The 14,010-nt window shown below is 68.8% G+C and carries 9 protein-coding genes and 2 pseudogenes; 8 read left to right on the top strand and 3 right to left on the bottom strand.

The window, feature by feature from the left end:
* Position 1 precedes the first annotated feature (1 nt).
* Positions 2 to 2,569 carry an ABC transporter permease gene (locus ACFWP7_RS08255; protein WP_384377936.1) on the top strand — a complete coding sequence of 856 codons (2,568 nt, stop codon included), beginning with the start codon at positions 2 to 4 and terminating at the stop codon, positions 2,567 to 2,569.
* Between the two features lie 40 nt (positions 2,570 to 2,609).
* Positions 2,610 to 3,482, top strand: coding sequence for an LLM class F420-dependent oxidoreductase (locus tag ACFWP7_RS08250; protein WP_384377933.1), 873 nt, complete (start codon positions 2,610 to 2,612; stop codon positions 3,480 to 3,482).
* Positions 3,483 to 3,805: 323 nt separating this feature from the next.
* On the opposite strand, the gene ACFWP7_RS08245 is transcribed toward ACFWP7_RS08250, so the two are convergent.
* The 3 genes and pseudogenes from ACFWP7_RS08245 to ACFWP7_RS08235 all read right to left on the bottom strand — a co-directional run.
* Positions 3,806 to 4,168 (bottom strand): hypothetical protein, encoded by a 363-nt coding sequence (locus tag ACFWP7_RS08245; RefSeq protein WP_384377931.1) that lies wholly within the window; start codon positions 4,166 to 4,168, stop codon positions 3,806 to 3,808.
* 337 nt (positions 4,169 to 4,505) lie between these two features.
* On the bottom strand, positions 4,506 to 6,665 hold the full coding sequence (locus tag ACFWP7_RS08240; RefSeq protein WP_384377928.1) for a hypothetical protein: 2,160 nt from the start codon (positions 6,663 to 6,665) through the stop codon (positions 4,506 to 4,508).
* Positions 6,666 to 7,084: 419 nt separating this feature from the next.
* Positions 7,085 to 7,431, bottom strand: a pseudogene (locus ACFWP7_RS08235) (helix-turn-helix domain-containing protein); the annotation flags it as partial.
* A gap of 230 nt (positions 7,432 to 7,661) precedes the next feature.
* Between ACFWP7_RS08235 and ACFWP7_RS08230 the strand changes: the two are divergent.
* From ACFWP7_RS08230 to ACFWP7_RS08205, 6 genes and pseudogenes are all read left to right on the top strand, one after another.
* Positions 7,662 to 9,347: a ribonuclease J gene (locus tag ACFWP7_RS08230; protein ID WP_384377925.1), complete on the top strand. Its 1,686-nt coding sequence runs from the start codon at positions 7,662 to 7,664 to the stop codon at positions 9,345 to 9,347.
* A gap of 119 nt (positions 9,348 to 9,466) precedes the next feature.
* The gene (locus tag ACFWP7_RS08225) at positions 9,467 to 10,195 is read left to right on the top strand and encodes a spermidine synthase (RefSeq protein ID WP_384377922.1); all 729 of its coding nucleotides are present in this window, start codon (positions 9,467 to 9,469) and stop codon (positions 10,193 to 10,195) included.
* 569 nt (positions 10,196 to 10,764) lie between these two features.
* Positions 10,765 to 11,184, top strand: coding sequence for a GNAT family N-acetyltransferase (locus tag ACFWP7_RS08220; RefSeq protein WP_384377919.1), 420 nt, complete (start codon positions 10,765 to 10,767; stop codon positions 11,182 to 11,184).
* Positions 11,185 to 11,223: 39 nt separating this feature from the next.
* A pseudogene (locus ACFWP7_RS08215) lies at positions 11,224 to 11,448 on the top strand (GNAT family N-acetyltransferase); the annotation flags it as partial.
* 177 nt (positions 11,449 to 11,625) lie between these two features.
* Complete coding sequence (locus ACFWP7_RS08210) at positions 11,626 to 12,951, top strand: hemolysin family protein (RefSeq protein ID WP_384377916.1); 1,326 nt, start codon at positions 11,626 to 11,628, stop codon at positions 12,949 to 12,951.
* The gene (locus tag ACFWP7_RS08205) at positions 12,948 to 13,961 is read left to right on the top strand and encodes a hemolysin family protein (protein WP_384377913.1); all 1,014 of its coding nucleotides are present in this window, start codon (positions 12,948 to 12,950) and stop codon (positions 13,959 to 13,961) included. Before ACFWP7_RS08210 ends, ACFWP7_RS08205 begins: the two co-directional genes overlap by 4 nt.
* Positions 13,962 to 14,010 lie beyond the last annotated feature (49 nt).

The following is a 14,010-nucleotide window of genomic DNA, read 5'->3' as shown; positions in this document are numbered from 1 at the left end:
CGTGCTCAAGGCGACACTGCGGAGCTTTCTCGCGCACAAGGGGCGGCTGCTCCTCTCGGCGCTGGCGGTCGTGCTGTCCGTGGCGTTCGTCGCGGGCAGCCTCATCTTCTCGGACACGGTCACCCGCACCTTCGACCGGCTCTTCGCCTCCACTTCTGCCGATGTGACGGTGGGCCCCAAGGACGATCTCAACTCCCAGATCCCGTCCGGGGCCGCCGAGACCGTGCCCGCCTCGCTGGCCGGCCGTATCTCGGAGATCGACGGCGTCGAGTCCACCCACGCGGACGCGTCCGTCGAGAACATCACGGTCGTCGACAGCAAGAACGAGTCGGTCGGACCGACCACGGGCGCCCCCACCATCGCCACCGACTGGTACCTCACCGACCGCAGCCCGGTGAAGCTGACCTCCGGCCGCGCACCGGAAGGGGCAGGCGAGGCACTGCTCGACGCGGACACCGCCGAGGGCAAGGACGTGGGCGTCGGCGACACCCTGACCGTGCTCGCGCAGCCCGGCACGTTCAAGGTGGAGATCGTCGGCATCGCCACCTTCACCACCACCAACCCCGGTGCCGCACTGGTGTTCCTGGACAGCCGGACCGCGCCGGATCAGCTGCTCGGTAGTCCTGACGCCGCCACCAGCATCTCGGTGGACGCGGCCCCGGGTGTCACCGACGCCGTACTGAAACAGCGCATCGCCGCCGAACTCGGCACGGGCACCTACGACTTGAAGACGGCCGACGAGCAGGCCGAGGACGCCGCCGCCCAACTCGGCGGATTCCTGGACATCATCAAGTACGTGATGCTCGGCTTCGCCGGAATCGCCGTCCTGGTGGGCGTCTTCCTGATCGTCAACACCTTCTCGATGCTGATCGCCCAACGCACCCGCGAACTGGGCCTGTTGCGCGCACTCGGCGCCGACCGCCGCCAGGTGCGCCGATCGGTGCTGACCGAGGCACTGCTGCTCGGTCTGGTGGGCTCCACACTCGGCCTCGCGGCGGGAATCGGGCTCGCCGCCGGACTGATCGAGCTCATGGGCGTGTTCGGCATGAACCTCAAGTCCACCGAGATGGTGATCGGGGTGGTGACTCCTGTCGCTGCGTACGTCGTCGGGGTCGGCGTCACCTTCGTGGCGGCCTATCTCCCGGCGCGGCGCGCGTCGGGTGTCTCCCCCATGGCGGCGCTCGCGGACGCCGAAGTCGCCGGTGTGGGACGGCCGTTGCGGGTGCGCGCGGTGGTCGGCTCGGTCGTCGGGGCGGCAGGCGCCGCCGCGCTCGCGGGCTGCGCCGCGTCGTCGAGCACCGCGACCTCGTCCTCGCTCCTGGGACTCGGTGTCGTCCTGACGCTCATCGCCACGGTGATCGCCGGTCCGCTGCTGGTGCGGCCGGTGATCCGGGTCCTCGGCGGGGCCTTCCCCGCCCTGTTCGGCTCGGTCGGCCGGATGAGCCAGCGCAACGCGCTGCGCAATCCGCGCCGCACGGGCGCCACCGCGGCCGCCCTGATGGTGGGTCTCGCCCTGGTCGGCGGGATGTCCGTGGCGAGCGCGTCCATGTCCAAGTCCTTCGACGAGCAGATCGACAAGACGCTGGGCGCCGACTTCGTGATCCAGAACAGCAACTTCGTGCCGTTCTCGCAGGAGGTCACCGACAAGGTGCGCGGCACGGAGGGCGCCGGGCTCGTCGTCCGCCAACGCTTCTCACCGGTCGCGGTGGGGCTGCCCGACGGCAAGCGGATCGAGACGACCGCCACCGCCTACGATCCGCAACTCGACGACGTCGCCCACGTCACGTACACGCAGGGGAGCAGCGCGGCCGCGCTCGGCGACGGGAGGATCGCCATGGACGCGGACTTCGCGAAGGATCACGACGTACGCATCGGCAGCACGATCCCCGTCGAGTTCCCGGCCGGACGGAACACCGAGCTGACGGTGGGGGCGCTCACCGACCAGGACGGCTCCGACGGGTTCGGGATGCAGGGCGGGCTGTTCTTCGGCTTCGCCACGATCGAGAAGTACGTGCCGGGCGGCCAGGACTCCGCGCTGTACGTGAACGCGGCCTCGGGCACCGGCGCCGACACGCTGCGCTCGAATCTGGACAGGACGCTCGATCAGTATCCGCAGGTGCAGGTACGCGACCTGGCCGACTACAAGAAGCTGGTCCACGACCAGATCGCCGTGCTCCTCTACCTCGTGTACGCGCTGCTCGGGCTCGCGATCGTCATCGCGGTGCTCGGCGTGGTCAACACCCTTGCCCTGTCGGTCGTGGAGCGCACCCGCGAGATCGGGCTGCTGCGCGCCATCGGGCTCTCCCGGCGTCAGCTGCGCCGGATGATCCGCCTCGAGTCGGTGGTGATCGCCGTGTTCGGCGCGATCCTCGGTCTGGCGCTCGGTCTGGTCTGGGGTGTCTGTGTGCAGCAGGTGCTGGCCCTTCAGGGCATGAAGGCGTTCGCCGTTCCGTGGACGACGATCATCGCGGTGGTGGTCGGTTCGGCGCTCGTGGGCATCGTGGCGGCGCTGCTCCCGGCGCTGCGCGCGTCCCGTATGAATGTGCTGGCAGCCATCGCGCACGAGTAATGTATCGCTCTGCCAAGTCGCCTATGGCTGAGGAGAGTTCATGCCGCGCTGCTTCCGTTTCGGCGTCAACCTGACGAACCCCGCCCCCGCCGACGAGTGGCGCGAGAAGTGCCGCCGGGCCGAACAGCTCGGCTACGACGTGATCCTGGTCCCCGATCACCTCGACATGCCCGCGCCGTTCCCGTCCCTGGTGGCCGCGGCCGAGGCGACCGAGCGGCCCCGCGTCGGTACGTTCGTGCTCAACGCGGGCTTCTGGAATCCCACCCTGCTGGCCCGCGAGGTGGCCACCACGGACGCGCTGACCGGCGGCCGCCTCGAACTCGGGCTCGGCACCGGCTACGTACAGGCGGAGCACGACGCCGCGGGCCTCCCCTTCGGCTCCGCAGGCGAGCGGGTGGACCATCTCCTGCGTACGGTCCAGGAGTTGGAGCGGCTGCTCGGCTCGGCCGAACAGCCATCGCGGGTACCGCTGCTGATCGGGGGCAACGGCAACCGGATGCTGCGGCTCACCGCCGAGCACGCAGAGATCGCGGCGTTCACGGGAGCGCGGTCGGTGCCCGGCAGCACGACGGGGACGCTGGCGCCGCTCACTTCGGAGGAGCTGGACGAGCGGGTGGCGGCGTACCGGCGCCTGGCGGCGGGCCGCAAGGAACCCGCCGAGCTGAACGTGCTGATCCAGATGGTCGTCGTCACCGACGACCGCGAGGCCGCGGCGCGGGAACTGCTCTCCCACATGCCCCATCTGACCGTGGAACAGGTCCTGGACCTTCCCATCCTCCTGATCGGCACACTGGAACAGATCACCGCGCAGGTACGGGCACAGCGGGAACGGTACGGGTTCTCCTATCTGACCGTCCTGGAGCCGTACATGGAAGCCTTCGAGCCAGTGATCAAGGCGCTGCGCGGGGAGTGAACCCGCTGCCCGGACAGGGGAATTCCGCGATGTGTCGGCCCGTGCAGCGGGGCGCCATGAGCGGATGGCCGGGGCCTGCCTGCTGACGAGGACGCTGCCGGGGTGCCGGACACGGCTGGTCGTGCAGGACGGCACGCGGGGAGAGATGTCCCTGAGTTCTCTGGCTCCGGAGGACAGGCGCCGACTGCCGCGTGAGACGCCGCAGAGGCCGGCACCGGTCGCGGTGAGGTGGGCCATCGATGCGGTTGTCCGCAAACTGCGGCTGCTTCGGCGGGTGGGGCCACGGGCCGGAAGTCCGCTCCGGCCGGTGGCCCCGAGGTAGATCAGTCGGACTGTCCCGGACGTCGGAACAGTGACCGGATCATGGAGCCCCTACGGCGCCGTCTGTGCCATTCGCTGCGGATGTCGAAGATCTCCTTCTCCAGTGCCGCATCCTGCGACTCGTCGGCCCAGACAACCGCCATTTCCCCGACAAGCTGGAGTGTGTCCTCATCTGTGGCCCAGAAGTCATCGGCTTCAAGCTCGTCGACTCTTTCGGTTCTCGGGTCTTCACTGATGTAGAAGGCCCATGAGTCGTTGATCTCCGCAGCGAGGAGCAGGTACGACCTCGCGTACTCGCCTGCGGTGATACGACCGATCCTGCCGTCCCGCGGCCAGGACGAGCGGTCAATCAGTACCGACCCCACCGCGAGATCCTTACGGGTTGATGTGGAAGTTGAAGGGACTAAGCCCGCGTCTGTTCGGGAGGTCGGCGGCCGTGTTGCGGCGAGAGGGCGCGGACGCCGCCGGTAAGGGTCGGCCACCGGGGGACCTCTGGAGGATCGGGTGCTGCCGGTGCACTCCGTGCGCTTCGGCCGTGGCTACGCGGAACAGGCCCTGGACACGGCACGGGTGACGCTCACGCGGTGAGCGCGGGCGCCACCCGGCGCGACGTCGACGGCGAGGAGAGCGAAAGGACTTGAGTTCATTGCAATGATTGAGAAGGAAGCCCTTTCATGGCCTCGCCGTGGGCAACGCTAGCACTCAGCCCGGGATCAAGTCGCGCAGATTTTCGAGGGTGATGATCCGGGAGTCGGGGTGCAGTCCTTCGGGACGTTGGAGGCCGATGTACATCACGGGCTCGTCCGGGACCGGCTCGCCGTCCCACAGGTCCACCGCCGTGGTGTCGCCGGACATCAGGTCGATCAGGTACCTCACCGTCAGCTGCTCGCGCTCCACGATGGCGCGCACCACCTTGGACACCGACACCTGGTTCTCCTCGACCCCGTTGGCCGACGAGATGCCCTTCAGGTACAGGTGCAGCCACTTCGCACGCCACCGGCCGTCATCCCCGCGCCGGAACACCAGCGGCAGCGCCACCCGGCCCACCCCGCGCAGCTCCGACTTCATCCGCACCGTGCGCGGCTCGAACGGCCGGCCCTTCTGCTCACCGTCACGCAGCATGAAGCCGAAGAACGACTCCTCGACCTCCTCGAAGCTTTCGCCGGCATAGATGTTGACCTGCGGAACGATGAATGTGCTGCGCACCCGGTCCAGGGACAGGTTGATGAACTCCGAGGCCCCCTCGGGCGCCTCGATGACATCGCCCGAGTGCTCACCCCCGACGGCCGTGAGTGATGTGTAGGAGAGCCAGGAGTCGCAGTGGAGAAGCAGCGCCGACAGGTCGTAGTCGGTCCGACGCTCGGTCTCCTTCCAGTACACGAAGAAGCGCAGCTGTTCGCCGTCGACCGCCGAGACCGATCCTCGCGGCAGGACACCGAGCCCGGCCGTGGTCGCCCTGCCGCTGAGCGGAAGCGCCACATCGAGGACGTCCGGGTCGATGAGCAGCCGGTCCGGCGCCGGGAGCCGACGACCCACCTCGGCGTCGAGGGCGGCGATCAGCCGGTCGCGGTCGGCCGCCGGTAGAGGCGGCCGGAAGTCGGGGGTCACCCAGGCGCGGCCCCGGCGGTTGACGAAGATGCGGGGTTCGTCGCTCTCCCGCTCCCGGTTGTGGAGATGCTCGCGCACCGAGAGCACGACCCGGCCGGAGACGTCGGGAGCGACCTGTACCGCGGCGGCCACCACCGCGTCCCGTTCCTCCTGGTCCGCGGCGGTGCGCAGCAGGAGATCCAGGGCGCGGAACAGCTTGCCCGGAGCGGACTTCAGCAACTGCGCCGCACCGAGGACGTCGAACGCGTCGAGCAGCATCTCGACCCGGCCGTCGAAGGAGCGCGCCTCCTTCTCGCCCCGCGCGACGGCGAACACCTCGGCGGCGTGCGGCCAGCGCGGGTACTCGTGTGGATGGAGACGCTCACCGAGCCGCTTGAAGGGCTCGCGGTGCGCGTGCACATCGGCCAGCTTGGCGGGGTTCGCCGCGACCACGGCATCCAGGCCCGCGAGCAGCGCACGGCGCACCGGCCGCGCGAGAGCCCGAAACCGGGTCGGCTCCTGCAGCGTCACGTCGCCGCCCGACAGCGCGCAGGCCAGCCGCAGCACATCGATGACGGTGTCCAGCAGGAGGTCCGCGCCGACAGCGAGACGGGCCTCGTTGACGACCGCCCGGTTCTCCCGGACCGGGATCGCCTCCGGCTGGGGGCCCAGCGCGCACCGCTCGGCAAGGGTCCTGAGATCACGCAGGTGGTCCTCACCCAGTGGCGTCGTGCTGCCCGCCAAGGCCTGGTACAGGTCCGTGAGTTCGTCGTCCAGGTCCCGCCCGAGGTGCAGGACGGTCACCCGGTCTCCCGCCGAGGCGATCAGCTCGTCCTGCACCGCGAGCATCTCCTCGTAGGTGTGCTGGTACCGGCCGTACGTGGGGAGGCCGAGCAGGTCCAGCACCCCATGCGCCAGCTGCGTCAGCACGTCCTCGCGCGACTTCTCGTCGCCGAGTGCCTTCGCCACGCACCTGATCCAGAACTCTTCGGTGTCCGGCACGTTCGCCGGGAAGTCGATGAAGTACGAGTTGTGCCGGACGTGGTCGCCCACCATCTCGCCCACGGTGCGCAACGTCCGCTTGGCGGTGTGCACGACCGCGGCCTCGGACAGCCCCGACAGCCGCTCCAGCAGCTCCGCCGAGAGCTTGAAGCCCACGGATGTCAGCGCCGCGTCGAACTGCCGCGCGGCGATGGCTCCTTCCCCGGCGGAGCCCTTGGGGGAGGAAAGGCGGTGGGTGTGCCGGATGACCAGCGATTCGAGACTGTGCGCCATTCGGGGATGATCGCAGAGGTGTGCAAGCCGGCACACAGGAGTTTTCTGTACGCGCTCCGACCCCATGATCACACCTGCCGCAGCAAGATCATCCCACCCTCGACGGCAACTACAGGACAGTCCTTGGGCTACTGCCTTTGAGCGCCGCTCGATCGAGGAGCTGACGCAGGCCCGGATCTGGATCGCCTCGGTGGAGAACAAGATGTGCGAGGTCGAGTAGCGCAGGCGGCGTCTCATGAGAAACGTACGGGCTGGAGCTTCAAGTCCCCGGCCGTACAGAAGAGCTCGTGAGCGGATGCCGCCCGTAGTCACCGGGACGACGGAACGGCCGGTTCTCTTCCGAGTCGTCAAGACCTGGCGGACGGACGGGCCGGTCTCCTGCACCGCGCTACACCCGCATCTCCACCACGCACTCACCCGGTCAGCACCGCATGCACGGTCGAGGCGGGCATGCCCAGCCGTCCGGCGATCTGGACCGGGCCGAGGTGTTGCTTCCCGCGCAGATGCACGACTTTGCGGACCTGAGGCTGTGTGGTTCGGGCCGGGCTGTGGTAGGGCCGTGAGGACCGGCCGAGGATTGCGGCCGGTCCGGGCTCGGCGTAACGCTCGGCCACCGTCTGGCGGTGGGCCAGGACACGTCGTAGCGCTCGGCCGCACGGGCGATCGGCCATCCGTCGTCAACAATCATCGGCCATCCGTCATCAACCATCAGACGTGCCAGGCGCAGACGTGCACGAGGCGTCAAAGCAGCGTGAGCGTGAGACACGAAGGCCTCCTGCTTGGCGGAGCGGTTCCTCGACAGCTCCACTCCACAACCGGCGGCCTTCACCTGTCACCCAGACCCGGACGGTGTCAGAGCACAAAATCGACCAATCTGCCTGGGCAGTACACCTGGCAGTGCCGCTCCCCCCACTGACCGCCTCGGCCGCGCCGTGTTCAACCGGCTTATCGGGCGGCCAGTGATCACCTCGGCAGACTCTCCGGTAACGTCGGAATATGAGTCATCCGCATCCCGAACTGAAAGCCGCCCCTCCCCTGCCCGAAGGAGGGCTGAGGGTAGTCGCCCTGGGCGGTCTGGGTGAAATCGGCCGCAACATGACCGTCTTCGAGCATGCCGGCAAGCTGCTCATCGTCGACTGCGGCGTGCTGTTCCCCGAAGAGAACCAGCCCGGCGTGGACGTGATCCTGCCGGACTTCACTTCGATCCGTGATCGCCTGGACGACATCGTGGCCGTGGTGCTCACCCACGGCCACGAGGACCACATCGGTGGCGTGCCGTATCTGCTGCGAGAGCGCTCCGACATTCCTGTCGTGGGCTCGAAGCTGACACTGGCGTTCCTGGAGGCCAAGCTCAAAGAGCACGGAATCCGGCCGCGCGCGGTCCGGGTACGTGAGGGCGAGCGGCGCACCTTCGGCCCGTTCGACTGCGAATTCGTGGCAGTCAACCACTCCATCCCGGACGGTCTCGCGGTCGCGATCCGCACCGGTGCCGGGTTGGTGTTGCACACGGGCGACTTCAAGATGGACCAGTTCCCGCTCGACGACCGCATCACCGACCTGCGCGCCTTCGCCCGCCTCGGCGAGGAAGGCGTCGATCTCTTCCTCACCGACTCCACCAACGCCGAGGTCCCTGGCTTCACCACTTCCGAGCGCGACCTGAACCCGGCGATCGAGCAGGTGATGCGTACCGCCCCGCGCCGGGTGATCGTCTCCAGTTTCGCCAGCCATGTGCACCGCATCCAGCAGGTCCTGGATGCCGCGCACCAGCACGGCCGCAAGGTCGCCTTCGTGGGCCGCTCCATGGTCCGCAACATGGGCATCGCCCGCGACCTCGGGTACCTGAAGGTTCCCAGCGGCCTGGTCGTGAGTACCAAGGAAATGGAGAAGCTGGCGGACCACAAGATCACCCTGGTGTGCACCGGATCCCAGGGCGAGCCGATGGCGGCTCTGTCCCGGATGGCCAACCGCGACCATGTGATCCGCATCGGCAAGGGCGACACCGTCCTGCTCGCCAGCTCCCTGATCCCCGGCAACGAGAACGCCATCTACCGGGTGATCAACGGGCTGACCCGGTGGGGCGCCCATGTCGTCCACAAGGGCAACGCCAAGGTGCACGTCTCCGGGCACGCCAGCGCCGGTGAGCTCGTGTACTGCTACAACATCGTCAAGCCCCGCAATGTCATGCCCGTGCACGGCGAATGGCGCCACCTGCGGGCCAACGCCGACCTGGCCATCCGTACCGGGGTCGATCCCGAGCGGGTGGTCATCGCCGAGGACGGCGTCGTCGTCGACCTCGTGGACGGGCGTGCGTCGATCACCGGCAAGGTGCCCGCGGGCAACGTCTACGTGGACGGCATGGAGGTCGGCGGCGCCACCGAGGCGTCCCTGAAGGACCGCGTCACTCTCGCGGAGGAAGGCGTGGTCACCGTGGTGGCCATCGTCGACGCCGACACGGGCGCCCTTGCCGAGATTCCCGACTTCCTGGCCCGCGGGTTTGTCCACGACGACACCACCTTCGAATCGGTCATCCCTGTCATCGAGAAGACTCTGGCGACCGCAGCCCAGGAAGGCGTCGGCGACGCACACCAGCTGGAACAGCTCATCGCCCGTGCCGTGGCGAACTGGGCCTTCCGTACTCACCGCCGCAGGCCCCTCATCATCCCCGTCATCATCGACGCCTGACCGACAGCCCCCTTCCCCTGCCCTGCCCTGCCTGCCTGCCCTGTCACAGAGGCACCTGGGCAGAGCGGCGTTCCAGGCACCGGCTTCGGGAACCGACGGTGCGTCAGAAAGGTAAACGGATGAGCGCGCGTTTCGAGGAGATCGACTGGCGCCCGACAGCGATGGGCGACATCAGCCTGCGGCGCCGACGCAACCCGGCATCGGACACCGATGTGTACGAGGTGAAGCTCGGCGACGAGTTCTTGATGTCCAGCCTCTTCACAACCGGCGAGATCGCGCTTGCGGAACTCGGACTGGCGAAACTGCCCGGCACCGAACTGGACATCGCCGTCGGCGGACTCGGGCTCGGGTACACCGCCGCGGCGGTGCTGGACGATCCCCGGGTGCGCTCGCTGACCGTGATCGACACGCTCGCCGAAGTCATCGACTGGCATCAGCGGGGCCTGGTCCCTCTCGGCGCCCGACTGACTTCGGACGCCCGATGCCGCCTGGTTCAAGGCGACTTCTTCGCGATGGCGGCCGATTCGTGCGGTCTGGACCCGAGGGAGCCGGGCCGCCGCTTCGACGCCATTCTGCTGGATGTCGACCATTCGCCGCGCCATGTGCTCCACCCGCGCCACGCGGCGCTCTACCAGCCTGCAGGGCTCCGCGCTCTCACCGAACACCTCCACCCGGGCGGGATCTTCGCCCTGTGGTCGAACGATCCGCCGGACAAACAGTTCACCTCCACACTCACCGAGGTCTTCCCGCAATCAGCGGCCCATGTCGTCGACTTCGACAATCCCCTGCAAGGCGGCACCTCGACCAACACCGTCTACGTGGCCGGGACACAGCCGGGACCAGCGTAGGCAAACGCGTACTCCCTGTTGCTGAACCGGGAGTACGAGCGAGCCGACGTCGCGGCGTTCGCCGTCAGCGACCCGAGCCATCGCTGGATGGTCGGTGGCGCGTGGGCCGGCACGACCTCACTGACAGCAGAGGTCGTGCCGGCGCTCGTCCGCGAGGACTTGACTGACGTCTTATTCCGTCGAAGAAACCCTTGCACCCGTCATTTCAGGGCCTGACCAGCCCATGAACACACCTGACGCCCGATCAGAACGACCGCCGCAAGTGTCATTTCGGCGTCAAGGTATCGCCCCTAACACCCACAGCGCGTATAACGCATAACGCATAACGCACCGACAAAACAGCAGGTCGGGAGTCCGTGCGGCCGGACACCCACCCTTACGTTCGACGAGCTCAAGGCCCGCCGGATTTGCGCCCCTTTCCGACATCCGCCGGAGTGGGGGCCGTGTACGAGGAATCGGCCGACGAGCTCGCGGCCTGCAGAAAACCGAGACCGAGCACCCTCCCCTCCGTCGATTCCCCGCCACGGAAACCGCTCGCCAGCAGGCCGGCGCTCTGCTTGGCTCGCCACATGAGCGATCTCCACATCCGCCACGCCACTCTCTCGGACGTCGACACCGTGCTGCAGTTCTGGCGCGACGCCGCAGAAGGAACCAGCATCAGCGACGACCACGACGGAGTGGCCCGACTCCTCACCCGAGACCCCGAAGTCCTGCTCCTCGCAGAGCGCGACGGCATCCTCACCGGAACCGTCATAGCCGGCTTCGACGGATGGCGATGCTCCGCCTACCGACTCGCCGTACACCCTGACCACCGCCGGCAGGGCATTGCCACCGCCCTGCTCGAAGCTGCAGAACAACGATTCACCGCCCTGGGCGGGCGACGCGTCGATGCCATGGTCCTGGAGGCCAACGAACAGGCCCACCGCACCTGGGCCGCGGCTGGCTACCATCGCGAAGACCACTGGCGGCGCTGGGTCAAGCCCCTGTAGGCACAGGCCCGTCTGCCGGATATCTGCCAGAAGCAAAGATTCGACGGCTGGCGCTGCCATCTGTCCCGGCTCGCGGTGCGTCCCGGGCGGCGACGGCCGGGAACCGGCTCGGCGCTCCTCCCGGCCGCCGAGGAACGGTTCGTACGACTGGGCGGGCGCCGCGCGGACGCGAGGGTGCCCCAACGGAACGAGACCGCGCAACATGCGTGGCGGGCGGCGGGGTATGCGCCCGAGGAGCAGTGGCGCCGTTGGGTGAAACCCCTCGACAGCCGGGCTCCTTTGCCATCTCTTTACCATGGGTCGATCTGTCGGCCCTCTGAAAGGTGCGTGAGCGTCCGCCCATGGGCGAGCCTCCAATCACCGACGCCGTGACTGTCGGGGCGTCGGGCGACATCGCGCGGTCCCCCCGCCCCTGGCCGATCATGGGACGGAGGTGACCCGATGACCGAACTGCTCCTCCTCCTGGTGGCCGTCCTGCTCTCGCTGGCCTGCGGCGCGTTCGTCGCGGCGGAGTTCTCGCTGACCACGGTCGAGCGCAGCGAGCTGGAGCGGGCCGTCGAGCGCGGCGAGGTCGGCGCCCCGGGCGCCCTGAAGGCCGTACGGAACCTGACCTTCCAGTTGTCCGGCGCCCAGCTCGGCATCACCGTCACCAACCTGGTGGTCGGCATGCTCTCCGAGGCGTCCATCGCGAAGCTGATCGCGGGCCCGCTGGAGTCGGCCGGCGTCTCCACCTCCGCGGCGCACTCGGTGGCGCTGGTCATCGGTACGGGCCTGTCGACGGTCTTCCTGATGGTCGTCGGCGAGCTGGTGCCCAAGAACTGGGCGATCTCCTCGCCGCTGGCGGTGGCCAAGCGGGTGGCGACGCCGCAGCGCTGGTTCAGTGCCGCGTTCCGCCCGTTCATCGCGCATCTCAACAACATGGCGAACCGTGTCGTACGACGCTTCGGCCTCGAACCCGCGGAGGAGCTGGCCTCCGCGCGCGGACCGCAGGAGCTGGTGGCCCTCGCCCGGCACTCCGCCAAGGAGGGTGCCCTGGAGGCGGACACCGCCGAGCTGTTCGTGCGGACGCTGAACCTCGCCGACCTGACCGCGGAGAACGTGATGACCCCGCGCGTCCAGGTCATCGCGCTGGACGTCCAGGCCACCTGCGAGGACGTGGCGAACGCGACCCGGGCGACGGGGCTGTCCCGCTTCCCCGTCCACCGCGGCGGCCTCGACTCGGTCGTCGGCGTCGTACACATCAAGGCCGTGCTGGGCGTACAGGCGGAGCTCCGGGCCCGCACCCCCGTCTCCCAGATCATGCGCGAACCCCTGTTCGTACCGGAGTCGCTGACCGTGGAGCGGTTGCTCGACCGGCTGTCCGGCAAAGGCACGATGGCCGTGGTCATCGACGAGTACGGCGGCACCGCCGGGGTCGCCACGCTGGAGGACATCGTCGAGGAGGTCGTCGGCGAGGTACGCGACGAGCACGATCCGCACGAGTTGTCCGACCTGGACCCGGTCGGCACGGACGACGACGGCCGCGCGCTGTACTCGGCCGACGGTTCCGTCCGCACCGACCAGCTGGCACGGGTCGGGCTCAGGGTGCCCGACGGTCCGTACGAGACCCTCGCGGGCCTGGTCGCGACCGAGCTCGGCCGGATTCCCGCCGTCGAGGACAGCGTCGAGGTCGCCGGGTGGCGGCTGGACGTGGTGGACGCCTCGGGCCGCCGGGCCGCACGGGTGCTGCTGCACGCGCCGCGCACCGAGGAGGAGGGCGAACGATGACCGCCGTACAACTGCTGATCGGCCTCGCGACGCTGGTCGTGAACGCGTTCTTCGTAGGCGGCGAGTTCGCGTTGATCTCGGTCCGGCGCAGCCAGATCGAGCCGCACGCCGAGGACGGGGACCGGCGGGCGCGCAGCGTGCTGTGGGGGTTGGAACATGTCTCCGCGCTCCTTGCGGCCGCGCAGCTGGGCATCACCCTGTGCACCCTCGTCCTCGGCATCGTGGCCGAGCCGGCGATCGAGCACCTGCTGGAGCCGGTGTTCCACGCGGTGGGGGTGTCGGACAGTGCGGGTCACGCGGTCTCCTTCGTGATCGCGCTCGCCGTGGCGACCTATCTGCACATGCTGCTCGGCGAGATGGTGCCGAAGAACGTCGCGCTCGCGGAGCCGGTGCGCACCGCGCTGCTGCTGGGACCGCCGCTGGTGTGGCTCGCCCGGGCGCTGCGTCCGGTGATCTTCACCATCAACACCTTCGCGAACACGCTGCTCAAGCTGCTCAAGGTCGAGGTGAAGGGCGAGGTCTCCGCGACCTTCACGGATGACGAGCTGGCCCGTCTCGTCAAGGACTCCGGCGCCGCGGGACTCATCGACGACCGCGCCCAGGAGCGGCTGAACGACGCCCTGGAGCTCGGCCGCCGACCGGTCCGCGATGTCGTCCTCCCGCTGGAACGCGTGGTCTACGCGCGCGTGGGCGTCACTCCGGAGCAACTGGAGCAGCTGTCCGCCGAGTCCGGCTTCTCGCGCTTCCCCGTCGTGGACGAGGGACGCCGTATCGTCGGCTACCTCCACGTCAAGGACGCCCTGGACGCGACGCCGCGCGACGTCCCCTTCGAGGTGCAGGACATGCGGTCCATCGCCCGCGTCCGTGAGAGCACCCGGCTGGACGACGTGCTCACCGCGATGCGGCGCAGTCGTACGCACCTTGCGGCCGTGCTGGGCAGCGACGGGCGGCTCGCGGGTCTGGTGACGATGGAGGACGTGCTCCGGGAGCTGTTCGGGCAGCCGGTGTGAGGGCGAGACGGCGGTGAAGGGGGCGATAGGCCGCGTCGACGGGGTCGGG

This window comes from Streptomyces sp. NPDC058470, assembly GCF_042721055.1.
Classification (GTDB): Bacteria; Actinomycetota; Actinomycetes; order Streptomycetales; family Streptomycetaceae; genus Streptomyces.
This window is presented reverse-complemented; position numbering and strand designations above follow the sequence as displayed.